This is a genomic window from Paenibacillus sp. N3.4, from assembly GCF_008017805.1.
In the GTDB taxonomy this organism is placed as follows: Bacteria; Bacillota; Bacilli; order Paenibacillales; family NBRC-103111; genus Paenibacillus_E.
On sequence record NZ_VRTT01000010.1, the window covers coordinates 1 to 23,601 of the forward strand.

A 23,601-nucleotide genomic window follows, 5' to 3' on the forward strand; every position below is an offset into this window, starting at 1 on the left:
GATCAGCAGCTACCATCTCGCAGCGAACAGTGTAGACAGCCATAAGTTGGCCGTCGGTGCTGTGAACAGTGAACACCTCGCCGAAGGCGCGGTGGAAGGATCGAAGCTGGCCGCAGGCAGCGTAGATAGCACGAAGCTAGTGGCTTGGTCTGTGAATAGCAACCATCTGGCCGATGGTTCTGTGGAAGGATCGAAACTGGCAGCGGGCAGCATCGACAGTAGCAAGCTAGCGGCAAACGTTGTAAGCAGCAGTCACTTGGCCGATGGTTCTGTGGACGGCTCCAAACTGGCACCTGGTGCGGTAGGCAGCAATCATTTAGCAGACGGGGCCTTATTCGGAGCAAAGCTGGCGATTGGGAGCATTGACGGCAGTAAGCTAGCCTCGGGAGCGATCAGCAGCTACCATCTTGCAGCGAACAGTGTAGACAGCCATAAGTTGGTCTTCGGAGCGATTAACAGTGAACACCTTGCCGACGGCGCAGTGGACGGAACGAAGCTGGCAGATGCATGTGTAGACGGCAGCAAGTTAGCTTCGGGTGCTGTAACTAGCACGCATCTGGCAGATGGTGCTTTGCTCGGAGCGAAGCTGGCCGCAGGCAGTATTGATGGGAGTAAGTTGGCTGCAGCAGCGATCAGCAATTATCACCTGGCAAGCGGCAGCGTAGAGGGCGATAAGTTGGCGGCAGGAAGTATCGATGGCAGCAAGATTGTCGCCGGATCTATTCGAACAGGTCATCTGGTTGATGGTGCGGTAGAAGGTTCGAAGTTGGCAGCGAGCAGTGTAGACGGAAGCAAGCTAGCGTCGGGAGCAATTCATAGTGTCCACCTTTCGGAGAACAGTGTGGATGGAAATAAGCTAGCCGCCGGTTCGATTCGAACAGGTCATCTGGTTGATGGTGCAGTGGAAGGATCTAAGCTGGCTAGCGGCAGCATTGACGGAACAAAGCTGAGCGCAGGAGCGGTTAGCGGTGAACATATCGCTGAAAGAGCACTTCCTTTGACAAAGCTAGCCGCTTCTGTTCTCCAGACGTCTTCTTCCAAAAAGAATGCTATACAGCAGTTCGGACTCGTACCTTTCGAAATGAAAATTCAAGATGAAAGCATTGAAGTCACGTTACTTTTCGATGAGAAGTTTGCTGATGAGTATTATGTCTTAACGGCAATGACGAATCATTCGGCTTGCTTCGTATCGGTGAAACAAAAGTCAGTAGATTCTGCAATTATCTCGGTTGTTCGCGCCAAATTTTCACCAGATCAACAAGGTATCGTGAACTGGATCGCCATTGGTTCTCATAAATAAAATATTAATTTCGTATAAACGCACGTGGTCGCAGATTATTGCGATCACGTGCCGTTTTTGCGCGTCAAGCAACTAGCTGGATGGACGAATCGCTACAGCTAGTTTAATGACCAATTTTGAATTCGGAGGTATTCGTCCAATTTGAAACCTACACAAGAGCATATGATTAAAGAAGCGGTTGTGACTGATGACCATTAGGTTGATTGGAAAGGGGGATGCCTTGTGAAGGGTGTTGTACTGGCGGGAGGGACGGGAAGCCGTCTGCGTCCTCTGACGAACATCATCAATAAACATTTGCTTCCGGTTGGTGAACTGCCGATGATTCAATATGCCATCGAAAAGCTAAGCGGGGCCGGTATACAAGATATTTTGCTTATTACGGGCAAACAATCTTCAAGTTTGTATCTGGAGTACTTGGGGAGCGGTGACACATTCGGCGTACGTCTTACTTACAAATTGCAAGATCACGCAGGTGGCATCGCTCAGGCTCTTGCCCTTGCAGAAGATTTTGTTCATGTCGGAGAAAAGTTTGTCGTTCTGCTTGGTGATAATTTGTTCGAGGATTCATTAGTGCCCATGATCCGTAGTTTTGAGAATCAGGAAGAGGGCGCAATGGTCATACTTAAGGAGGTAGATAACGCCAGCAGGTACGGTGTTCCGGACATTCAAAATAACGTCATTGTCCGTATTGAGGAGAAGCCCGAGTATCCGAGCTCTTCTTACGCTGTGACAGGAATTTATTTTTTTGAATCAACCGTGTTTGCCGTCATCCATACACAGATCCCGTCCGAACGAGGTGAGTTTGAAATTACGGACGTGAATAACGTATATGCTGCGGTCGGAAAGCTCAGGCATCAATTTTTTTCAGGCTGGTGGATTGATGCGGGCACACACGAATCGTTGTTTCAAGCTACTCTTTCTCTTAGAAAGGGGGAGAGCTAATGAGAGATTGGTTATATGTGGATGACCACTGTTCCGCAATCGAGCGAATCATTGAAGACGGTACCCCTGGAGAAGTGTACAATATCGGCGGACAGAATGAACGGACGAATACTGCGATAGCAGATGATCAGCCATGAAAATTCTCATAACCGGAGCTGGCGGCCAGCTTGGATACGATCTCGCACGTGTCTTTGCTACAACAAATTATGAAGTGAGCACTTGGACTAAAGAGCAGATGGATGTGGGCAATGAACAACAAGTAATCGATATACTTCTCCGTGAAAGGCCAGATACGGTCATTCACGCAGCCGCGTATACGAATGTGGATAAAGCAGAAACGGAAACGGTTCTTGCTTATCAGGTGAATGCCTTCGGTTCACTTCATATCGCCAAAGTCTGTAAAAAAATAGGTGCTAAGCTAGTCTATGTGAGTACAGATTATGTGTTCGATGGGACAAAGGGGTCTCCTTATGCGGAAGAAGATACGACGAATCCATCCAATGCGTACGGTCGATCAAAGCTGCTTGGAGAAAAGTTCGTACAAACAACATGCAGTAAGCATTTCATTGTTCGCACATCTTGGTTATACGGAAGCAAGGGGAACAATTTTGTAACCAAAATATTGGAAAAAGCTCAAGCCGGAGAGCCGCTTACCATCGTAGATGATCAGTTCGGTTCACCGACGTATACATTGGATCTAGCTATTTTCATCCGTGAGCTGATCGAAACGGACAGGTATGGCATTTATCATGCTTCCAATCAAGGTATGTGTTCCCGACACGCCTTTGCCTGCGAAATTTTGAGGATCGCGCAATTGGCTCATATTAAATTGTGTCCTGTACATTCGGATGTGTTTCCACTTCCTGCTATAAGACCTATGTACTCGGTCCTTGAACATAAAGCTATGGTTAAGAATGGTTTTAGTCCTTTGAGGGACTGGAAATCAGCGCTTCATTATTTTTTCCAAGTTGTCTATGCTGCTGATTGATGACAGGGGGAGGACAACAGCCGTTTCATTTCATTCCTAAAACCATAGTATAGAGGGTACGATATTATGCCGATTTGAGGTGATCGAATGACAAATTTAGATACGCAATCTGATCGCATGAATCCTAAAGTGTCCGTTGTCATTCCGGCAAAGAACGAATCGAAAACGATTGCCCATGTCATCAAGCAGGTTAAGAACGTTCATTCTAATTTGGAAATAATCGTTGTTGTCAACGGGTCAACGGATAGAACCGCGGAAATTGCCGAACAGATGGGCGCTATAGTGATCCACTACCCTATTGCGCTGGGCCATGGTGTCGGCAGAAGCATAGGTGCGAAGGAAGCCAAAGGGGATATTATCCTGTTCATAGACGGAGACATCGTGATCTCCAGCGAATTGCTTATGCCGTTTGTGAAAGCGGTAGAGAACGGGGCCGACATCGCTTTAAACACGTATCAAGGCCCTGAGAATACGAAGAATGTGAGCAGTATCGCTTTATCCAAATGGGTATTAAATTCTTTACTTTTTTCGACCGGACTGGGCAGTTCATCGATGACGACCATCCCGCACGCCATTAGCAGGAATGCGTTGGAGGTCATAGGGTACGATAATTTAGCGGTGCCGCCCAAAGCTCAAGCCATTGCCATATCAAGCGGGCTTCATGTCACCCAGGCTTGTTTTGTGGATATCAGGAAAATCAATCGTAAGCGAAGAGAATCACCTAATCCAGTTATCCCGCTCATTGTGGGGGACCATCTTGAAGCGATTCATTGGATGCTTAGTCGGAGCGATCCCCGTGTCAACCGTACGGACCTCGGAAGGCAGCGTGAAAGGGTGAGAGACTGAAATGAAGATAAAAACAAAAGCATTAAATGAACGGCGGCCCTTCCGCAAAAAATTGTAGCAAAGAAACTCACTTTGAGCAAAAAAACAGGCTGGGAAAAGGCGGCTTACGCCGAGGGATGCCGTTCGGTTGGATGGTTCTGGCCCAAATCGGCCGCAGATGAACCTCCTGATGAGATTCAATGGTTGCGCTGGTTAAATCTAAGTTGGGCAAGATGGTTTCGGAAAATTAATTTCAGCTATGTGCCTTTATTAAGCTACCCTCTCGCTTGCAGACAGTTCATTCGTGGATTTATTCAAACAGCAAATATTAACATAAACCCTAGACTACTACTATTGCCGACAACAAAGAAGGTCTGTTGCATTCTTACAGTAATGAATGAAGAGGCAACTTTACAATCTCAGTTAAATGAGCTTGTTCGCCTTCCTTTCGAGGAAATCATTGTGGTTGTTAATGGATCTACGGACAATAGTTACGAAATTGTCCGCAATCATCCATGCTGCGCCACGATCGTTCATTTTGATTCGGCGCTTGGGTATGATGTGGGTAGAGCAGTTGGAGCGAAATTATCACATTCTGATATTTTACTCTTTTTGGACGGAGATATGACGATTAGTGTGGATATTATGCTGCCATTTATTTATGAGATAGAAAAGGGGGCGGACGTAGTCCTGAACCCGATTTCGTCCATACTGCCGAATTATGATCAAAGGGATTCGGTTTCCAACATCAAACAGTTTCTAAATCTTTGTCTGGGAAGAAAGGATTTGAATGCGGACTCGTTGACAGCCGTCCCTCATGCGTTATCACTCCGTGCTATTGAAAGATTGGGCGCAAAAGTGTTAGCTGTCCCCCCTGTTGCGCATGAAAGGGCCGTTCGTTACGGTCTCTCCGTTGTCAGTTCACCTGTTGTTGCCGATGTCATCAACAGCAACCGACTCCGCAAACAGAATGTCGGGGAGGAAAATCATGTAGAGCAGCTCATACTTGGGGATCATCTGGAAGCCCTGCATGAACTAATGGAAACATCGGCTCCCCGCTTGAACTTTCCCGATCTGATGCGGCAACGTCACTTTATGGAAGAAAGGAAAGATGACAGTGTCCAGAACAACCTTGATCATCCCGACCTATAAGGCCAAGGACAATCTTGAAGCTTGCGTAAACGCCATTCGCAGCCATACGGATGATCCTTATGAAATAATCATTATCGACAATGGATCGAATGACGGTACAGACGACTATTGCCGCAAAGAGCGGCTGACTATGGTGTCATTACCGTGGAACCATACGTTTCACTCGGCATGCAACTTCGGTTTGAAATTGTCAGTCGGAGATAATCTGCTCATACTGAAACATAATGTCTTAGTATCACCCCATTGGTTGTCTGAGATGCTTCAATGTTTGTACAGCGAGGACGATATCGGAATTGTCCGTCCTTTATTGGGCCCGGCAACGGGCAACCTGAAGGTCACAGAAGGCCAGTTAAATGAGAATGATCCCGGCGTCTGCATCTTATTCAAGCGCGACTTGCTTCAAAAAGTGGGATTCCTTCAGAAGTCGCGCATGTATGGAGACCATGACCATGTATTTGACGATTATTGCAGCCGCGCACGTGACGCCGGCTATAGATGGATGGTTGCTGGAAATGTGACGTTAAATATAGATTATGCACATTTATAAATGAGAGTGATGCTGCTTGAAGGAGGGAAACCAGATTTGAAGAGATTAAGAATTTTTTTTTTGAATCATCTGTCATGTTACATTAACAGCTTGGCAGACGCTTTATGCCAATTGGGCCATAGCATTTACTACCAAACCTCATGGGAAATGAGAGAGATTGAAGCAGGGATTTCTTATTTCAAACCGGATCTGTTAATTACCGTGGGCATCGACAAACCGATGTTTCACCCTTCCTTGGATGTTATACCGGATTTATGCCATAAATATGGATTGCTTCATATTTATTGGGCTACGGAAGACAAAATTCATTTTGACGGCATTTCGGTGCCTTTTGTCCGGCGTGTGAAACCAGACATCGTCTGGACTATCCACCCTGAATGTGTGAAAAAATATCAAAATATGGAAATCGGTTCGGCGTACTTAAATTTTGCGTTTAATCCGCGCATGTTTTCTCCAAAATCAGAAAACCCCGCTGAAATATATGATGTCTCGTTTATCGGGACGACCCATTTGGAAACGCGAACCTTTCGATACGATAGTCTTAAGCAGTTGCTCTTTCCTTTGATTCAAGCCGAAGTTGAGGTGGGTGTATGGGGAAACAATTGGTTGGAAAGCAAAGATTTCTTGGAAATCGAATTCGGTGCTTCCATCCCGCCTCATCGTTTTCATGGGTATATATCGTACAAAAACACTTCAGACATTTATCATAAGACCAAAATCATGCTGGGTGTGCAGAACGCTGTGGATCAAGTCAGTCAACGTACTTTTGAAATTTTAGGTACAGGCGCGTTTATGATTGCCAGCCGAACGGAGGAGTTGGAAAGACTTTTTGAGGATAAGAAAGAAATCGTTCTTACTTCTAGCCAGGAAGAAACCCTGGAGCTAGTGAGCTATTATTTGAAGCGTCCGGAAGAACGGATGCTCATTGGCCGGCAAGCAAGGGAGAAAGTGTTGTCAAACCATACATTTTCGATGCATTTGCAGAACATATTGCCTGCGATTGATAAACCTTTAGGGGAAAAGAGGAGAGCTCGTAGATGGTAGAATTAGTTCCATTGGTACGTCAATTTCAGTCGATGAAGCAGGATATATTGCAAGCGGTGGCCGATACGATTGATTCGGGAAAGTTTATTCTCGGACCTAACGTTGGGCGCCTGGAAAGTGAAATATCCGCTTATTTGGGAGTCTCTCATGCGATTGGCGTTGCCAACGGCACTGACGCTCTTGTGCTCACGTTGGATGCGTACGGGATCGGTCCCGGTGACGAGGTCATTACGACACCCTTTACTTTTTTCGCTTCAGCAGAGGCTGTTTCTCGCGTCGGCGCTGTTCCTGTATTCGTCGATATTGATCCGCAAACCTACTGTATGGATCCGTCTCGTATTGAGGAAAAAATAACTTCGGCAACGAGGGCCATTATTCCCGTTCATTTATTCGGACAGCCTGCTGATATGAATGAAATCATGCATATTGCGGACAAACACGGATTAGTGGTGATCGAAGATGCGTGTCAAGCATTCGGCTCCGAGTATAGGGGAAAACGTGTCGGCAGTATCGGACATGCAGCATGTTTTTCCTTTTTCCCTACCAAAAACTTAAGCTCGATCGGCGATGGCGGGCTGATAGCCACTTCCGACGATCATATCGCCCAGCGGATTCGCCAGCTTCGTCAGCATGGCAGTCAAAAAAAATATTTTCATAGCGAAATCGGCTATAACAGCCGGTTGGATGAACTTCATGCCGCCATACTGTTAATCGCATTACCGAAGATCGACGAGTGGAATAAGGAAAGGATGCGTTTGGCCACCCGTTACCAGGAAGCTTTGCGGGATATTTCTTATATCAGCATAGAACAGGGACCACAGGACCGGACTCACATTTACCATTTATTTTGTATCCGGTCTGAACGGAGGGACCAGGTACAGGATGCGCTGATTCATGGGGAGATCCAGTGCGGCGTTTATTATCCGTGTCCGCTTCACCTTCAAGACGCTTATGCGTCCCTCAACTACAAGCTCGGCGCATTTCCCGTAGCGGAACGGATGTCTCAGCAACTGTTGGCTTTGCCTATGAGTCCTTTTCTTTTGGAAAGCGAACAGAATCAAGTTATCGACATCCTGATCCGGTTAAAAGGAGAAATGACGCCATGATGGGATTTGGTTTAGTCGGCTGCGGAAAAATTTCCGACCGCCATATCGCCTCCCTCGCGAAATGCGCGAACGCGGAACTGGCCGCTCTTTGTGACATCCAGACCGAACGTATGGACGCTGCCCGACTGAAGTATAGACAACTCTCCGGTTCCAAAGCTGAGATAACCGCATATCAGGACATTACCGCTATGTTGTCGGATGCACGGGTGCAAACGGTAATTATTGCTACTCCTTCCATGCTTCACGCAGACTTGGCCAAACGGGCGATGGCAGCGGGAAAGCATGTCATTGTTGAGAAACCGATTGCGCTCTCTCTTCGTGAAGTGGATGAAATCGTGGACTATGCCCGGAAGCATCTTGTCTGTGTTCAAGTGTGCCACCAATTGAGATATAAGCCTGTCATGCAGCGGATCAAGGAGCTGATCGATGCCAAGGCAATGGGCGATCTGCACCTGTGCGTTATATCCATGAGACTGCAGCGTTCACAAGCTTATTACGACGCTGCGCCTTGGAGAGGAACGTGGGATAAGGACGGCGGGATGCTGCTTAACCAAGGCATCCACCTTATCGACTTAATGCAATGGTTCATGGGTGACTACGAAAGCGTGTTCGGCAGTATGCTTCGCGGATCTATACCGAAGCAAACGGAAGACGTTGCTGCCGGAATCGTGACATTTAAAAGCGGAGCCATCGGCATCATTGAAGCCAACACACTGACTTACCCGAACAGCTACGACAACAGCATTACCCTCTTTGGGGATAAAGGGACGGTTAGTATCGGCGGGATCGGTTTAAATGAAATACGCAAATGGTCCATTGACAACATACCGCAGGACTTACCGTCCGAGAACGACGCTGCCGATGAGCACCTTCTCATGTACGAACACTTTATCCAAGCCGTGAAAGGAAACGACAGTTCTATGATTATACATGCTTCCGAAGGGAAGAAAGCGGTCGAAATGATATTTGCGTTGTACGAATCGGTACGAAAGGGGCAAGCGGTACCCGCACCCTTAACCTCTTTTTCAACAACGATAATGACAAACATGGAGGGCTGGAAATGACCTGTTTATTCGGCAATGTCCTTGTTACAGGCGGAGCGGGATTTATCGGATCCCAGCTGCTGCAGAAGCTGCTTCCCATTTCAGAGCGCATTACGGTCATAGATGACTGTTCGACAAGCAAGCGCGAGAATGTCCCCGTCTCAGATCGGCTGACGTTTATTGAAGCTTCCTATGTGGATGAAAAGTTGTTGGAGCGGGTGCTTCCCTCCGTCACACACATTTATCACGTAGCTTGCAGGAATCTGGTGATGTCCGCCGACAATATGGACGACGATTTTCACGTGAATTTATATGGAGGCTATTTGCTGTTAAAAAAAGCAAAGGAGCTCTGCCCTCACTTACATCGGTTCGTTTATACGTCGACAGCATCGGTTTACGGAAATGCCGATGTTATTCCGACGCCTGAGAGCAGTTATCAAACAACGATTCCGTATGCAGCGAGCAAATTATCCATGGAGCATTACTGTCAGGTTTATCACCGCATGCATCAATTGCCGATTGTGGTTCTCCGGTTGTCTAACGTTTATGGACCGGGTCAACTGACGACGAATCCGTATTGTGGCGTCGTGGCCAAATTTTTTGAAACGGCCGATCAATGTAAGCCGTTTATGATTTACGGCGACGGTACGCAAACAAGGGATTATACCTACGTCGATGATGCCATTGAAGCGCTTCTGACTACAGGGCTGCATCCCGATGCTGTAGGGAACGTGTTTAATGTAGGAACCGGCGTAGAGACAAGCGTAAACCGGTTAGCCGAGGTCATATCTGAAATAAGCGGTCGGACCCTCCTGGGGCCGACATTTTATCCGAAACGAGCCGTGGATGTGGTTTACCGCCGGTGTCTGGATGCCAGTTTTTTGCGCCGCACCTTAGGCTGGGAACCTAAAACCGGTTTAGCCGAGGGATTGCGGAAAACAGATCAATGGAGGAAGAAGGGGAATCGTTCCGTATGAAAATATTTCAAGGGACGATTGAAATTGCCGGGCAGATGGGTATCTTGAGCGGGGAACTCAAAAAAAGGGGGCATTTGGCTTCAGGTTACAACATCTTTCATTCCTATTTGGGCTATAAAGATCATCTTGTGAATACGAACTCTCATGAAATTCAAACGACGTATAAGCACATCATTAATTTCTTCGATCTTTTCCATTTTCATTACGCTAGCAGCCTGCTTCCCGATTATAAGGATCTTGAAATCATCAGAGGCAAAGGTAAGAAAATGATTATGCACCATTGGGGCAATGATATCAGGTTCCACGATCTGGCGCGTATAAACAATCCCTATGTGTATACGGGAGACTCTCCCGGAAATGAAGTCATTCATCATCGATTGACTGCCATCAGCCAATACGTGGATGAGGCCATTGTACAAGACTATGAGGTATATACCTATGCCCGCCCTTATTATAAGAAAGTTCATGTGGTGCCGATATCCATCGACCTTTCGCGGTTCATTCCGTCTTCTCCTAAGAAGGATGTCAAGCGGCCTCTTATTCTTCATGCACCTACAAACCCGGATTTTAAGGGGACCCTGGCGATTGAAGAGGCCATTCATCATTTGCAGAAATCGTATAACTTTGAATATAGGCGCATACAACATTTAAATCATGAAGAGGCTGTTAAGCTGTACCGGGAAGCCGATCTGATTATCGATCAGATTCGCTGTGGCTCGTACGGCTTGCTAAGCGTTGAAGCAATGGCACTGGGTAAACCTGTTCTCGCCTTCATCCGCAGCGATGTAGCTGCCAGGTTTCCTTCACAGCTGCCAGTTGTGAATGCGAATCCGGACAATATAACTTCGGCCATTCAACTCCTTCTTGAAAACCCGTCGCTACGGTTAGAGATGGGAGAACATGGACGGGAATATGCGGAAAAATATCATGCCAAAGAAGTCGTGGTCGATCTTTTGGAGCAGATTTATGGAAATTTGCGTTCTTGATCTGATGAGAAAAGGAGGACCTGTAATGGACTCATTAGAGAAATCTATGCTGTTTATTCCCAACCGTTTATTTGTATTCGAAAAAGAGATGTATGTTTCATTTAATATTGCAGTAATCCCAACAGATATGGATGTCACCTCCATGACTTTGTTTGTTCCTTTACCTGCAGGAAGTACGGAGATCAGCCTGCAATTGCATGAAATTACTACAGCGTGGGATGAGCAATATATTAGAAATGTATGCCCGGCATATATACTCAACAAAAATGAAGGTCGCCTATCTTCCGAAACAAATGAAGGAAGGTTTGACTTAAACAATTATATACAAGCTTGGCGCTTTGACAGTTTAGAAAATCACGGAGTATTTTTACAGTTGCATTCCTTGGGTCATCTATCCTTTTCGGAGGAAACTCCTCCTTATCTCCTCGTAATCACGGTATAATCGCTTCCTCCTAAAAATCCCCCTTAAGTAACACGTACAAAGCAACAATGTACGGTTAACTTAAGGGGGATTATTATTTATAACTCTAATGACCGAAACAAGGATGAATATTCAATAAGTGATGCCGGGGTAATCGATTTTTTGATAAAGGTCCTTAATAAATGTATACAGCCGTATATAGTCCGTAAGGGAGTCTCTATTAATAGATTCCAGAGTCTGATTAGGAAACTGATACACAATAAATGAATCTGTCACGTAATTGCTATATTCTTTCAAACCTAAGTTAAAGTAATCCAACTGATGCGTATCGTTATACATCATTCCTTTACCCCAAGTCACTTGGATGCCAGTTTGATAGTAGCGAGAGAACATACAAGCATTTTTTATCCAACTGCTATCGAAATTCTGATTTCCGCTAAAATTCGAATGGAGAGCTGTTACATGAAAACCAAGCTCGCGCCAGTCTATAACGCGGGCCGAACCATAATTGGGCAACCACATGCATAGAAATTTTTTGGCCTGAATGGAGGCGTTAACCCATTTGACAATCATTTCATCATCATCGTCAATGACTTCTCTCTGCCACAAAAAGCCTCTAAATGCCAGTTTATCGTGAAGCTGAGAGCTTTGCTCCCAACGGCTTACGAATTGATCCAGCCACCACTGGACGGCGGTTAAGCGATCGATTTCCGATTCAAAATCGAGATTGCGGCCTTGAACGGTTCCGAAGTTTTTTTGAAATGGATGAGGGTATGGAACAGAAACCCAAACGTCCAATTTTTCGTTTTCCGCCAGACGGTGCAGGGCATGAAAATTGGCATACGGAGCAAACAAAGCATCTATCCATTGCAGCCAATCTATCATTTCCGAAGGCTCTCCGAATCCAACAAACAACGGATCTAAGAAATGAGTGTCTCTTGTTCGAATTCCGTTGAAGATAAAGCCTTTAAACATGCTGTCAATCCGTTGTCCGTGCACCATATATTTAGCGTAATACTGTAGTTGGCTGTCTTTCCATGTCAGCGGGACATCGTTTGCTAAACCTCCGCATGGGATCATGCATACGTGATTGCGCAGTTCATAAGCGTTGGGTGGCAAAAATCCAATTGTGGGCAGAACCATCTCTTCACTCCCTAATATTTTAAGATTTGTATTTATATTAAATAGTATGTTTAAGAAATCAGCGATGACCTGCACAACAAACCATTTTTGGCAAAAGTACAAGCGATAATTGCCACACTTGAATAAACAGTAGAGTAGTGTTCGAGAAATATGAACGCTGAAAGGAGGAGTTATATGATCATCGTTCATGCGCCGACGGAAATCTCGGGGCAGATGAGAACATTAGTAAGCGGTCTAAGGCAAGCTGGATATAAAACCAACGGATACAATTGGTTCAACTCTTTTCTGAACTACAACGGCAGCGTGGTCAATACGGATGCCTATGAGTTAATCAAGCTAATAGATCCGCTTGTGAACTATGCGGATTTGTTTCATTTTCATAACGGCAATACCTTTGTAGTCAACAATTTTGATGTTCCGCTTATTCTCGATAAAGGAAAAAAAATGATTATGCATCATTGGGGAAACGATGTCCGTAAGGCAAAAGGCGCCTTGAGCATGAATCCTTATCCCATTCCCCCAAGTTACTTGACGGATGAAGCCATTCATGACAGCCTGACGTATTTCAGCAAATATATGAAGCATGCCATAGTCCAAGATTATGAGATATATCCGCATGTAACGGATTATTATGAACATGTCCATGTGCTTCCTCTTGCTTGCAGGCATCATAGCATTCCTTATGCTTATCCATCACCTCATAATAATAATCCGGTTATTATTCACGCTCCCACGAACCGGGAATTTAAAGGATCGGTTTACATTGAGAAAGCGATAGGGGAATTGAAACTAACCAATCCTTTCACTTACATGACCGTTGAGAAAATGAATCACCAGCAAGCGATGCAGATGTATTTACAAGCTGATATTATCGTCGATCAATTATTATGCGGCACCTATGGCGTGCTTAGCGTTGAGGCGATGGCGATGGGGAAAGTGGTCGTTGCGTACGTAAGGGACGATGTGAGAGCTAAATTCCCTGACGATTTGCCGATTATGGTAGCCAATCCCGATACTCTTCGCGATGTGCTCCTTCATTTGCTTCAAAACCCTGAGCTTCGCTATAAGCTTGGTGTAGCCGGCCGTGCTTATGTGGAACGGTACCATGCTGTGGAAAATGTAATTCCCAAACTATTAGATATTTATTCCAAAATAGAGTGACTGATTTGCGTAACCAGGTGCATCTATAAATATATTCATCTGAAGGAGAAAAGAAAATATGGAGGAAGGAACGCAAGTTAACTTCGGGAAAAACGTAAACGTCGGTCTGCATGCAGTTATCGATCCGGGAGTCACAATAGGAGACGATGTGACCATCGGAAATTTTGTTGTGATTAAAAGCGGTGTACAAATCGGCAGCGGCGTGCAAATTGGCGATTTATGCGTATTGGGAAAAAGGCCATCATCGAATAAAAAGATGGCGCTTAAGCCCGCAGCGGAGTTGTCTTCTCTAGTCATTCACGATGGTGTGAAGATCGGCAGCGGGGTTGTCATCTATACCAGTGTAACACTGGTAAGCGATGTTCTTGTGGGGGATATGGCCAGTATCAGGGAACGTGTTACGGTGGGGGAAAGCAGCATTATAGGACGGAATGTCATTGTCGAACCTAAGACAGTTATCGGTAAGCGTGTTACCATACAAACCTCATCTTATATTACGAGCGACATGATAATTGAAGATGATGTATTTATCGGGCCCTGCTGCTCGACCTCTAATGATAAATATATGGGATTGGGCAACTATCCTCACCAAGGTCCCGTTATTAAGCGACGGGCAAGGATTGGAAATAACGCCACCTTGCTTCCTGGGATAACGATTGGCGAACAGGCGGTCATAGGTGCAGGCGCGGTTATTACCAAGGATGTTCCCTCCGGGCAAACGTATATCGGAAACCCGGGGAGACCCGCCAAATAACTTATATCTATATTTTTCCATGTTAAGGAGGAAGTTTTCATGGCAAGCGGCAGTGGATCAGATCATTCGTTTCAACAAATAGCAGTAATCGGTCAAGGATATGTGGGGCTGCCATTGGCCCTGCTCTTCGTAAATAAAGTTCATACCGTATTTGGTATCGATGTGGATCCTGGCAAAATCGAAGCACTTCGTAACGGGAAGAGTTATTTGCCCGATGTGATGGATGAAGAAATCGTGTCGTGCTTAGCTACCGGTCGGTATTATCCAACAGATCGTTTCGAGAAAGTCACAGAGGCCGATGCGATTATCATTTGTGTACCGACTCCCCTGAACAGTTCGCATTCACCGGATCTCACCATATTGGAAAAGGCCGTTTCGGAGATCGGCAAACATCTGCGAAAAGGCCAGTTGGTTATTCTGGAAAGCTCCACATATCCGGGAACGACGAGGGAGATTCTGCAGCCCATGCTGGAACTGGAAAGCGGCTTGACCGCCGGAATTGACTTCCATATCGGTTACTCGCCGGAACGGATCGATCCCGGAAACGAAAATTATAAAGTTGAACAAATTCCAAAAATAATCAGCGGTCTGACAAAGCAGTGTGCTGAATGTGCCCAAGCCCTGTACAGCAGCGTATTTGACATGGTAGTGAGAGTTTCTTCTACGGATGTGGCGGAGCTCACAAAGCTGTTGGAAAACTCTTATCGGCTGATCAATATAAGCTTCATGAACGAAATAGCGGCGATTTGCGATAAGTTGAATATTGATGTGTGGGAAGTTATTGAGGCGGCCAAAACGAAGCCTTTCGGATTTACAGCATTTTATCCCGGCCCAGGAATAGGCGGACATTGTATCCCAGTCGACCCGCTGTATTTACAGTGGAGAGCGAATAAGTTCGGAACGGAGAGCAAATTTATCCAGCTGTCCGATGAAGTCAATCGATCCATCCCGAATTACATCGTGAACCGTGTGAGAACCTTGCTTTCCAGACAGTCTGAACCGGGGCATGCCCGCGTTCTTATTTATGGCGTCGCGTATAAGAAAGATATTAATGACGTCCGTGAATCGCCGGCACTTGACTTAATTCGCTTACTTGTAGAAGCAGGATTGTCGGTTAGCTATCATGATCCCTACATTCCGGAGATTCAAGTAAACGGCAGCACCTATCAAAGTGTTGAAATAAATGATGAGATGCTGCAACATACAGGCTGCGTAATCATCTTTACAGACCATTCCGCCATACCTCTCGAACAAATTGTAACACATGCACCGATTGTGTTTGACACGCGAAACGTTACTGCTGGCATGCATGACAAGCATCATGTGTATCGCTTGGGTGCGGGTTTAGGGACGTCTTGAAACTAATCAAAGATAGCCGCCTTATTGTTGGTTGACTAGTGATGGATGTATGATTGCATTCGACCTGTCACTTTATTATCATGTGGATGACTTATCTTTGGCAGCGATGTTCACTCAAGAGAATTTCATTAGAATCCTTTAAGGAAAGGTGCTGTCCCCATTTTCATTCGTAAATGAATGATGGAACAGCACCTTTTTTCAATTCCTCTAGAGGGGGGGATCGGGATTGCCCCAATGATCACGTTTCTTGTAAGACTAGTTAGTGAGATACAAAAGCCTGTTTTACCTAAGATACGACTTCTGCCCTGTCCACTTTCTCTAAAAATCATAGAATACATAAATCGGGTAATCCACCATGAGCAGGAGTTGAGAGAAATTTGAGTATTCCTAAAGTATCGGTCATCATTCCTGTACACAATGAAGTCCGCACCTTGTCCAAGGTCATTAAACAGGCTTATCGGGTGCACCACGTACAGAAGTCATTGTCGTAGCTAACGGATCTACGGATGGCAGTAAGCGTGTAGCTGCTGGATTAGGAGCAAGGATCATCTCGTTTGATAAACCACTAGGACACGATGTAGGGAGAAGCATTGGAGCCATGCATGCGAAAGGGGATATCCTCTTATTTCTAGATGCTGACTTTGTCGTTCTGGCCAAAGAAATGATACCGCTTATCAAGGCTGTTCAGCAAGGAGTCGATGTTGCTTTAAATAAATATAACGGAATCATTTCTAAATCGCACGTCCATCGAGTTGTTTTGGCCAAATATGCACTAAATGCAATTTTGTGCCGCACCGATTTGAATGGCGCATCGATGACAAGCATTCCGCATGCGATTAGCCGAAAAGCACTCGATACAATTGGTGCAGAAAATTTGGCGGTCCCTCCACTGGCGCAAGCAATAGCCATACATCGCGGGCTTCACATAAAAGCAGCGCAATTGGTGAAGGTGGGCCTCCGCAATCGAATTCGAAGAAAAGCCAATTCCCCCGACCCAGTTGGTGATTTAATCATAGGCGATCATCTGGAAGCCATTCAATGGCTCATTCAATCCTCTGATGATCGTATGAGTATAGCAAGACAACATTCGGATTGGAGAGACAATGAGGTGAATTCAGATGAAGCCAACAGTGAAGAAAACGGCGGTTCGGCGCAATTCGATGAAGTTGGTAAATAAGCGATCGACAAACAAGCGATTATCCCGTAAATTTATTGCAAAATCAGCGAAATCTTCAACGCGAAGTGAGCTATACTGGCATAAATGGGGTATTCGAGCCGGCAAAGCGGATGCCGCTACCCATTCCACTTCCCAGGAGTCTTACCAAAAGAGAGCGTTGAATACCTATTGGCTTAAGCGTATGAAATCGAATCTATTCCATCCAAGCTCTCGTCACTATCGGGCAGCCTCCAAGGGGTATGTTGCAGGATTTTGCCAAGCCTCGGGTATGCCTATGACGGATTGGGTTCTGTTGCCAACGGAAGATCGGTTGCAGCTATTGTCAGTGTGATGAATGAGGAGACAAACATTGTTAATGTGCTTGAACAGCTGAATCGATTACCGCTGGATGAACTGATTGTCATCGTTAATAACTCTCAGGATGGGACATTTGAGAAAGTCAAAATGCATTCCGATGCGTTAATTGTCCATTATACCGATCCCTTAGGGCATGATGTGGGAAGAGTAGTTGGTGCAGAGCTTTCTAATTCCGACATCTTGCTGTTTGTAGATGGAGACTTTGTCGTTCAAGCTGAAGATCTCATACCATTCATCCATGATATTGATCGGGGAGCCGATGTGGCACTTAACAACATCACTCCTTTTTTGCCTCGGTTTTCATTATGGGATTCCGATACCGTTATGAAAAAATTTCTGAACACTTCATTAAAGAGATCTGATTTGAATGCCAATTCTCTCACCGCCGTTCCTCATGCGATATCGAGAAAGGCGCTCCAGCAAATCAGCTGCTCCATGCTCCAGATTCCCCCAAAAGCCCAAGCTGCCGCCATTCTTTCCGGATTACGTATTAAGTCATCTGCAAGTATCAATGTTATATCTGGGAATAAAAACAGGAAACAGAACCAGCGAGTAGATAATCCAATATCTCGATTAATCATCGGGGATCATATCGAGGCGCTGCAGCATGCGTTGCAGGCGAAAGGAAAACGGATTCTTTTTCCTGACATTATTCGGAAGAGGGAGTTTCTTAAGGGGGGATGAATTATGCAGGTAACGAGTATTATTATTCCGAATTATAATGGCCTTGCGTTATTAAAAGAATGTGTCGAGTCCATTCGGAGTCATACGTCGCTGCCTTATGAAATCATCGTGGTTGATAACGGGTCGGAGGACGGCTCTGTCACCTACTGTGTGAAGGAGAAATTGAAGCTCATTTCACTCCCTATTAACCACGGATTTCCCGTTGCATGCAACTTGGGCCTTCATATCGCTAGAGGGAATGCCCTCATGCTGCTTAATAACGATACGTTGATGACTCCGAACTGGCTGGATAATTTGTTGCGCTCATTATACAGCAGTGAGGATATAGGGATGGTAGGGCCTGTTACGAACTATGCGAGCGGTAAACAGCAAATTAAGGAAGAATTCACGAATATAAGTGATATGACCGCTAAATATAACAATTCTGACCCAAGCAAGTGGCAGGAAACGGACAGATTGGTTGGGATTTGTTTACTTTTCAAAAGAGAAATGCTTGGAAAAATTGGCTTCATGGATGAGATATTTACGCCGGGCTTTTATGAGGATGATGATTTCTGCTATCGGGCTCGGCTGGCTGGTTATCGGCTTCTAATTACCGGGGATTGCTTTATTTTCCATCACGGTAGTGCGAGCTTTCACAAAAAGGGTGTGGAGGCTCTGCAAGGGCTGCTTCAACAAAATCGTCAGAAATTTTTAGACAAATGGGGAGTTGATCCTCATAGCTTCATTTAGATTAGTTGTAACAGAGGTAAGGGAATCACCATGATGATGGCGTTAGGCCATGCACAATTGTGCTGCACGAACGTTTACTTTATTGGCTTTGAGTGGGATACGAAATTCCGTTGTATCAAATGAGACAAACCGGAACTCGCTGGCTAGAAGCCAGCGAGCATTGTACCGAGCGATGGAAAGCGTTGCCGATCAAGTAGAGGTATCGGAGCAAGTAGCGCAGCATTTCAGAAAATTCGGTTGAGAAATTGCCCGAGACTACCCCCAACGAACGATCAATCCCGCCTGCGTTAACCCCCCGCCAAAACCATATAACAGTAAGGTATCCCCGGCTTTCACTTTACCTTCTTTCACACCCATATCCAAAGCGAGTGGAATGGAAGCAGCAGATGTATTTCCGTAATATTCAAGGCTGTATAAGGCTTGTTCAAAGGGAATGCCGCTTTTCTCACAGATAGACTCTATGATGCGTAAGTTCGCACTGTGGGGGATGAACCAAGCGATGTCTTTGACGCCCATGGCCGTCTTGGCAAGCAGTTTTTCGATCCCCTGCGGTACAGTTGTTACGGCATATCGATATACCTCGCGGCCGTTCTGGACGAGTTTTCCCTGTCCTTCAAGGGGATTTCCGTGAAGCGAGGAAGCTAGACCTGTTCGATACACATGCTTGCCACCGGAGCCGTCTGTACTTAAATAGTGAGCGAGGAAAGCAGGATGCTCTTCTTCACTCTCAAGGAGTACGGCACCGGCTCCGTCACCAAATAAGATGCAGGTGGAGCGATCGGAATAGTCCGTAATCTTGGACAAGGTATCGCCGCCAATGACAAGAACTTTACGATGAACCCCTGCGGAGATAAGGGCGCTTGCCGTATGCAGCGCATAAGCAAACCCTGCGCAGGTAGCATTTAGGTCATAGGCGCCCGTGGCGGGAATGCCGAAATGATCTTGAATAAGGCATGCTGTCGAGGGGAAGGGCAAGTCAGGCGTATGGGTGGCAACAATGATTAACTCGACATCCTCCAGCTGTACGGGATAATGTGCAAGCATATCCTCAACAGCGCGAATACATAGATGGCTCGTAAATTCATCTTCTGTGGCGATTCGACGTTCATGAATGCCTGTTCGTTGAACGATCCATTCGTCATTCGTATCGACCATTGCTTGAAGGTCTGTGTTGTTCAAAATCCGGCTGGGGACGTAGCTGCCAATCGCGGAAATTCGAGCGTTGAGTGTTATAGAGGAAGGCATCGTCATTCACTCCTAATTTTAGTATCAAGTATTAGTACTAGGTACTAATTATATCTTTACTTTACACCTTTTACTTATGCGGAGTCAATTGTTGTTTCGCATATATAGTTAGATTCAACGCAAAATATGTGATTCGGTTCACCTTATTGTGAGTGCAACTTTGCAAATATGCTATAGTAATTGGACGGATGGACACGTTCAGGTCTTTCTTGTAAGAAGTGAATTAAATCCTTATTTTGATTAAAATTGTCCATGTATTCATTCGGTATGAATTGATATAACTAACGAAACTCCATTTAGATTATTAAAACGGGTCGGTGAGCGGAATGTATAAGAAAAGTATGTTTGTCAGACTGTTAATATTAATGCTTCTAGCAACGGCGGTGCCTTTTCTGGTATCGAACATCATCTCTTATCGCTCTACTTCGGCATCCATTCAGGATAGCCACATTCAACTGAACCAGAACTCGATGAACATCGGCATGGAAAATATTAAAAACTATTTCAAAGAGTTAAATCAATTGCCCCTTACCTGGTATGCAGATGCAGACCTCATGGAGTACCTTCGCCAAGATAAGAGCAACATAGCCAAGGATATGTATCTGGACCGGCAGATTGCCGCTATTTACAGCTTGCGCCCAGAGATCAACTTCGTTCATCTATATGGCGGCATCACCGACCAGCAATATTATCAAATTCATTATTCACTGTTCAATGCGCCATGGCGGGACTCGATACCGACGAATCGGCGGGAGGATTGGATGGCAGTGCCGAATTACGAGGTCAAATGGATCGGCAGCGACCGCTTTCTGGCTATGCATAAGAAGCTGATCGATTATCCAAAGTCAACGATGCTGGGGCTGTTATCCATCTATGTCTCGCTCACAGAGATCGAGCGTTTGAACAAGCAAATATACAATGCCGAGCAAGAATCGGAATTTATGTTTGTCGGCGAAAATAAACAACTGCTCTATACATCGACAGAGCGCGGATCATCCAAACTTTCGTTGGCCGACATCGATCCGCATATGGGCTCGCTGCAGGATAAGCAAGGCTACTGGTTTGGCGAATGGCAGGGGAATAAGGGTGTGTTTATTTATGTCAACGATACGTTTATTCATTCACCGCTGACACTTATCAAGTTTATCCCGGCTGACTTGATCAATCAGACCGCCCAGCAGACGCTGAAGAAATCGTTGGCGATCCAATTCGCTGCACTCGCCGCTATCATCGTGTTTGTATCGGTTTTGTCTTATTCCGCCTTCGTCCCGATTAAGCGGTTGATCCGCAATATGGCACGGGTTGAGACCGGAAACTTTGGACTGGAATCGTTCAAAACGCGCGATGACGAGATCGGCATTCTGGAAACTAGATTTGCCTTGATGGTACGCAATCTTGAGGAGTATGTGATCCGCGATTACAAGCAGCGCATCGAACTTTCCACAGCACAATTGAAGATGCTGCAGGCACAGATTAATCCGCATTTTCTATACAATGCATTGCAATCCATCAACACACTTGCTTTGCGTAACCGTATGGATAATATTAGCGATAAAATTACGGAGCTTGGCGCAATTTTACGCTATAGTATGGACCTAAGCACGGAAGTCGTTCCCTTAAAGCAAGAAATAGAGCATATCGAGCATTACTTATCTCTGCAAGAAGGACGATTTAGGAATAAGTTGTCGTTTCGAATTACTAGCGAACCTCTTGCGCTGCAAATCCCTGTACCCAAAATGATTCTACAACCACTAGTTGAGAACAGCATCATTCATGGCTTTGAGAAAGGGACCGGCTCCGGCGAGATCGAGGTCAACGTTACGGTGCACGACCGGGTCGTGATCAGCATTGTGGACAACGGTAAAGGGATGGATCAAGCTACGGTTGAGCAGATTAAGCGAATTTATGCGAATAATCGGCCGGAGCCTCGAGAAGAAGGAGGCGGCATCGGTATGATTAATGTGCTGCAAAGGCTTAGAATTAAATACGACGAGCGGTTCGAGTGGGACATCAGCAGTTTGCCATATAACAAGACTGAAATCAGGCTTAGCATACCGTTAGCTGAGGAGGACAACCAATGAAAGTATTAATCGTGGATGATGAAGAGCACGTAAGAGAAGGCATTGATCTATCGGTCGATTGGGAAGCTTATGGCGTTACGGAGAAGTATATGGCAGCCAACGGTCTTGAGGCGTTGGAGCTGATAAGTTTGCATAAGCCTGACGTGATGTTTTGTGATATGAAAATGCCGGTTATGGGCGGTACGGAGCTGCTTGAGCGAATTCGAGAGGAAGGCTGGAACACGCAGGTCATCGTCATCAGCGGTTATAACGATTATGTATACACCCGCGCAACAATTAAGGCGAACGGGGTTGATTATATTTTGAAGCCGTTCCGTCGGCAGGAAGTGGAGGAAGCGTTTCGCAAGGCGGTTTCGGCATGGCGGATGCAGGTAGAGTCGAGAAAAGAAGAAGTTGAGAAGGCTTATTTGGTAAAAAAAGCGGATGCGCTCCTTGATGAGAAGAAGCTGGCGGCTTATTTTCGCAATGAGATCCTGCTGACAGATTCAGTCCGGAGGATTTTCACTAAGACGGGCATTATGCAGGACAATTTCGAATGCTCTATTCTCGTTCCCCGCAATATGACTTATGTGTTGAACCAGCGTTTTATGAAGGATGATGATCTGTTTCTGTTTGCCGTGGATAACATTGCCCGTGATGCGTTGAGCGGACAGGCCGTTCATCATATATGCCGTTTGGATGCTTATCAATGGGTGCTGCTCATTTCTTTTCCGAGACTGGGAGCAGGGCGTGCTGATGTGAAGTTTTATTTAGAACGGTTGAAGCGTGCTTGGGAGCAGACGATAGGCCTGCATGTGCTCATTGGTGCAAGCAGCCGAAGCGTAGCGTTGACGGATGTTCATCAAGCAATGTGGGAAGCTCAGAACGCCTTGTTGAACACGGATATCGGAAAAGGAACCACAAGCATCGTAAACACAAATCCGCTTCCGAGCCTTATGAATCAGGAGCTGCTGCTGCGAGAGGCGATTGAAACAGGAAACCTAAGCTTTGCATCCACCATTATCGATCAACATATGGAAGCGCTTCGACGCAGGGGGACGCTGCTGCTTAAGGAGCTGCAAGGCTGCACGATGGAAGCCAACCTGCTCCTGGGGCGTTACAGTCAGAAACTTTCATCGAATAAGGGTACGGTTCAAGGGCCTTTGATCTCTATGTGGGTGTGCGATATCGAGGAATGGGAGCGCATTTTTGCCGCGCAGATGATGCTGCTGATCGGTAAAGTAGAAGCGCCTCCAATGTCAGGTATCGGGATACAGGACATAAGAGCTTATCTCGACAGCCATTATCATGAAAATATTTCGCTGAAGTCACTAACCGAGCAGTTTCATTTCAGCCCGCAATATATTTCCAAAAAGTTCAGCGACACCTATCAGACTACAATTGTAGCTTATATCACTCATTTGAAAATCGAGCGCGCCAAAGTGCTTTTGACGAATACAAGCTTATCTGTGTACGAAATATCGAGCCGGATCGGTTATGAAGACGAAAACTATTTCAGCAAGGTGTTTAAGAAACAAGCGGGCCTGTCACCGCTGCAATACCGTAAAGAAGCGTCGATTAAATAATTACCTTTTTAC

General features: G+C 45.7%; 23 protein-coding genes and 1 pseudogene. 22 read left to right on the top strand and 2 right to left on the bottom strand.

Translation table 11 applies throughout. From position 1 onward, the window contains the following. From FU659_RS07320 to FU659_RS07380, 13 genes and pseudogenes are all read left to right on the top strand, one after another. On the top strand, window positions 1-1,300 hold a 1,300-nt coding region (locus tag FU659_RS07320), incomplete at its 5' end, for a WIAG-tail domain (protein ID WP_187273965.1). A gap of 222 nt (window positions 1,301-1,522) precedes the next feature. Continuing rightward, on the top strand, window positions 1,523-2,242 hold the full coding sequence (locus tag FU659_RS07325) for a sugar phosphate nucleotidyltransferase (protein WP_147946955.1): 720 nt from the start codon (window positions 1,523-1,525) through the stop codon (window positions 2,240-2,242). Further along, window positions 2,233-2,361 (top strand): annotated as a pseudogene (locus FU659_RS07330) (NAD-dependent epimerase/dehydratase family protein); the annotation flags it as partial. The gene FU659_RS07325 and the pseudogene FU659_RS07330, both read left to right, overlap by 10 nt. Window positions 2,362-2,375: 14 nt before the next feature. After that, entirely contained in the window at window positions 2,376-3,230 is an 855-nt protein-coding gene (gene rfbD / locus FU659_RS07335; RefSeq protein WP_147946957.1) for a dTDP-4-dehydrorhamnose reductase, read from the top strand. Window positions 3,231-3,317: 87 nt separating this feature from the next. Further along, the gene (locus FU659_RS07340; protein WP_147946958.1) at window positions 3,318-4,076 is read left to right on the top strand and encodes a glycosyltransferase family 2 protein; all 759 of its coding nucleotides are present in this window, start codon (window positions 3,318-3,320) and stop codon (window positions 4,074-4,076) included. Window positions 4,077-4,148: 72 nt separating this feature from the next. After that, entirely contained in the window at window positions 4,149-5,207 is a 1,059-nt protein-coding gene (locus tag FU659_RS07345) for a glycosyltransferase family 2 protein (protein WP_261807671.1), read from the top strand. After that, a complete protein-coding gene (locus tag FU659_RS07350) occupies window positions 5,173-5,754 on the top strand; it encodes a glycosyltransferase family 2 protein (RefSeq protein WP_187273966.1) in 582 nt (193 codons plus the stop codon). The genes FU659_RS07345 and FU659_RS07350 overlap by 35 nt, the downstream gene beginning before the upstream one ends. Window positions 5,755-5,790: 36 nt before the next feature. Then, window positions 5,791-6,798 carry a CgeB family protein gene (locus FU659_RS07355; RefSeq protein WP_187273967.1) on the top strand — a complete coding sequence of 336 codons (1,008 nt, stop codon included), beginning with the start codon at window positions 5,791-5,793 and terminating at the stop codon, window positions 6,796-6,798. Beyond that, the gene (locus FU659_RS07360; RefSeq protein ID WP_147946961.1) at window positions 6,792-7,904 is read left to right on the top strand and encodes a DegT/DnrJ/EryC1/StrS family aminotransferase; all 1,113 of its coding nucleotides are present in this window, start codon (window positions 6,792-6,794) and stop codon (window positions 7,902-7,904) included. Before FU659_RS07355 ends, FU659_RS07360 begins: the two co-directional genes overlap by 7 nt. Then, entirely contained in the window at window positions 7,901-8,968 is a 1,068-nt protein-coding gene (locus FU659_RS07365) for a Gfo/Idh/MocA family protein (RefSeq protein WP_147946962.1), read from the top strand. The genes FU659_RS07360 and FU659_RS07365 overlap by 4 nt, the downstream gene beginning before the upstream one ends. Beyond that, window positions 8,965-9,924, top strand: a complete 960-nt coding sequence (locus tag FU659_RS07370) for an NAD-dependent epimerase/dehydratase family protein (protein WP_147946963.1) — start codon at window positions 8,965-8,967, stop codon at window positions 9,922-9,924. The genes FU659_RS07365 and FU659_RS07370 overlap by 4 nt, the downstream gene beginning before the upstream one ends. Beyond that, the gene (locus FU659_RS07375) at window positions 9,921-10,910 is read left to right on the top strand and encodes a glycosyltransferase family 4 protein (RefSeq protein WP_147946964.1); all 990 of its coding nucleotides are present in this window, start codon (window positions 9,921-9,923) and stop codon (window positions 10,908-10,910) included. Before FU659_RS07370 ends, FU659_RS07375 begins: the two co-directional genes overlap by 4 nt. A 25-nt stretch (window positions 10,911-10,935) precedes the next feature. Then, window positions 10,936-11,352, top strand: a complete 417-nt coding sequence (locus tag FU659_RS07380; RefSeq protein WP_147946965.1) for a hypothetical protein — start codon at window positions 10,936-10,938, stop codon at window positions 11,350-11,352. Window positions 11,353-11,463: 111 nt separating this feature from the next. Here the strand turns inward: FU659_RS07380 and FU659_RS07385 are convergent, their stop codons facing one another. After that, window positions 11,464-12,474, bottom strand: a complete 1,011-nt coding sequence (locus FU659_RS07385; protein ID WP_187273968.1) for a DUF4855 domain-containing protein — start codon at window positions 12,472-12,474, stop codon at window positions 11,464-11,466. Between the two features lie 174 nt (window positions 12,475-12,648). Here FU659_RS07385 and FU659_RS07390 point away from each other — a divergent pair, with 174 nt between their 5' ends. From FU659_RS07390 to FU659_RS07420, 7 genes are all read left to right on the top strand, one after another. After that, window positions 12,649-13,635, top strand: a complete 987-nt coding sequence (locus tag FU659_RS07390) for a glycosyltransferase (protein ID WP_187273969.1) — start codon at window positions 12,649-12,651, stop codon at window positions 13,633-13,635. 58 nt (window positions 13,636-13,693) lie between these two features. After that, entirely contained in the window at window positions 13,694-14,389 is a 696-nt protein-coding gene (locus FU659_RS07395) for an acyltransferase (protein WP_147946968.1), read from the top strand. A 39-nt stretch (window positions 14,390-14,428) separates the two neighbouring features. Further along, on the top strand, window positions 14,429-15,748 hold the full coding sequence (locus FU659_RS07400; protein WP_147946969.1) for a nucleotide sugar dehydrogenase: 1,320 nt from the start codon (window positions 14,429-14,431) through the stop codon (window positions 15,746-15,748). Window positions 15,749-16,229: 481 nt separating this feature from the next. Then, complete coding sequence (locus FU659_RS07405) at window positions 16,230-16,925, top strand: glycosyltransferase family 2 protein (protein WP_261807679.1); 696 nt, start codon at window positions 16,230-16,232, stop codon at window positions 16,923-16,925. Then, window positions 16,909-17,256, top strand: a complete 348-nt coding sequence (locus tag FU659_RS07410; RefSeq protein WP_187273970.1) for a hypothetical protein — start codon at window positions 16,909-16,911, stop codon at window positions 17,254-17,256. Before FU659_RS07405 ends, FU659_RS07410 begins: the two co-directional genes overlap by 17 nt. After that, entirely contained in the window at window positions 17,178-17,966 is a 789-nt protein-coding gene (locus FU659_RS07415; protein ID WP_261807672.1) for a glycosyltransferase family 2 protein, read from the top strand. The genes FU659_RS07410 and FU659_RS07415 overlap by 79 nt, the downstream gene beginning before the upstream one ends. A 3-nt stretch (window positions 17,967-17,969) precedes the next feature. Continuing rightward, a complete protein-coding gene (locus FU659_RS07420) occupies window positions 17,970-18,698 on the top strand; it encodes a glycosyltransferase family 2 protein (RefSeq protein WP_147946971.1) in 729 nt (242 codons plus the stop codon). A 255-nt stretch (window positions 18,699-18,953) separates the two neighbouring features. Here the strand turns inward: FU659_RS07420 and FU659_RS07425 are convergent, their stop codons facing one another. Continuing rightward, window positions 18,954-19,943 carry a ketoacyl-ACP synthase III gene (locus FU659_RS07425; protein ID WP_147946972.1) on the bottom strand — a complete coding sequence of 330 codons (990 nt, stop codon included), beginning with the start codon at window positions 19,941-19,943 and terminating at the stop codon, window positions 18,954-18,956. Window positions 19,944-20,284: 341 nt separating this feature from the next. On the opposite strand from FU659_RS07425, the gene FU659_RS07430 reads away from it, so the two are divergent. Together FU659_RS07430 and FU659_RS07435 are read left to right on the top strand one after the other, a co-directional pair. Continuing rightward, window positions 20,285-22,024, top strand: a complete 1,740-nt coding sequence (locus FU659_RS07430) for a sensor histidine kinase (RefSeq protein ID WP_187273971.1) — start codon at window positions 20,285-20,287, stop codon at window positions 22,022-22,024. Further along, a complete protein-coding gene (locus FU659_RS07435) occupies window positions 22,021-23,589 on the top strand; it encodes a response regulator transcription factor (protein ID WP_147946974.1) in 1,569 nt (522 codons plus the stop codon). The genes FU659_RS07430 and FU659_RS07435 overlap by 4 nt, the downstream gene beginning before the upstream one ends. Window positions 23,590-23,601 lie beyond the last annotated feature (12 nt).

Excerpts from the sequence above, each read along its gene's own strand:
- rfbD (WP_147946957.1), top strand. The coding sequence starts at position 2,376 with ATGAAAATTCTCATAACCGGAGCTGGCGGCCAGCTTGGATACGATCTC.
- FU659_RS07340 (WP_147946958.1), top strand. The coding sequence starts at position 3,318 with ATGACAAATTTAGATACGCAATCTGATCGCATGAATCCTAAAGTGTCC.
- FU659_RS07360 (WP_147946961.1), top strand. The coding sequence starts at position 6,792 with ATGGTAGAATTAGTTCCATTGGTACGTCAATTTCAGTCGATGAAGCAG.
- FU659_RS07365 (WP_147946962.1), top strand. The coding sequence starts at position 7,901 with ATGATGGGATTTGGTTTAGTCGGCTGCGGAAAAATTTCCGACCGCCAT.
- FU659_RS07370 (WP_147946963.1), top strand. The coding sequence starts at position 8,965 with ATGACCTGTTTATTCGGCAATGTCCTTGTTACAGGCGGAGCGGGATTT.
- FU659_RS07375 (WP_147946964.1), top strand. The coding sequence starts at position 9,921 with ATGAAAATATTTCAAGGGACGATTGAAATTGCCGGGCAGATGGGTATC.
- FU659_RS07380 (WP_147946965.1), top strand. The coding sequence starts at position 10,936 with ATGGACTCATTAGAGAAATCTATGCTGTTTATTCCCAACCGTTTATTT.
- FU659_RS07385 (WP_187273968.1), bottom strand. The coding sequence starts at position 12,474 with ATGGTTCTGCCCACAATTGGATTTTTGCCACCCAACGCTTATGAACTG.
- FU659_RS07390 (WP_187273969.1), top strand. The coding sequence starts at position 12,649 with ATGATCATCGTTCATGCGCCGACGGAAATCTCGGGGCAGATGAGAACA.
- FU659_RS07395 (WP_147946968.1), top strand. The coding sequence starts at position 13,694 with ATGGAGGAAGGAACGCAAGTTAACTTCGGGAAAAACGTAAACGTCGGT.
- FU659_RS07400 (WP_147946969.1), top strand. The coding sequence starts at position 14,429 with ATGGCAAGCGGCAGTGGATCAGATCATTCGTTTCAACAAATAGCAGTA.
- FU659_RS07410 (WP_187273970.1), top strand. The coding sequence starts at position 16,909 with ATGAAGTTGGTAAATAAGCGATCGACAAACAAGCGATTATCCCGTAAA.
- FU659_RS07420 (WP_147946971.1), top strand. The coding sequence starts at position 17,970 with ATGCAGGTAACGAGTATTATTATTCCGAATTATAATGGCCTTGCGTTA.
- FU659_RS07425 (WP_147946972.1), bottom strand. The coding sequence starts at position 19,943 with ATGCCTTCCTCTATAACACTCAACGCTCGAATTTCCGCGATTGGCAGC.
- FU659_RS07430 (WP_187273971.1), top strand. The coding sequence starts at position 20,285 with ATGTTTGTCAGACTGTTAATATTAATGCTTCTAGCAACGGCGGTGCCT.
- FU659_RS07435 (WP_147946974.1), top strand. The coding sequence starts at position 22,021 with ATGAAAGTATTAATCGTGGATGATGAAGAGCACGTAAGAGAAGGCATT.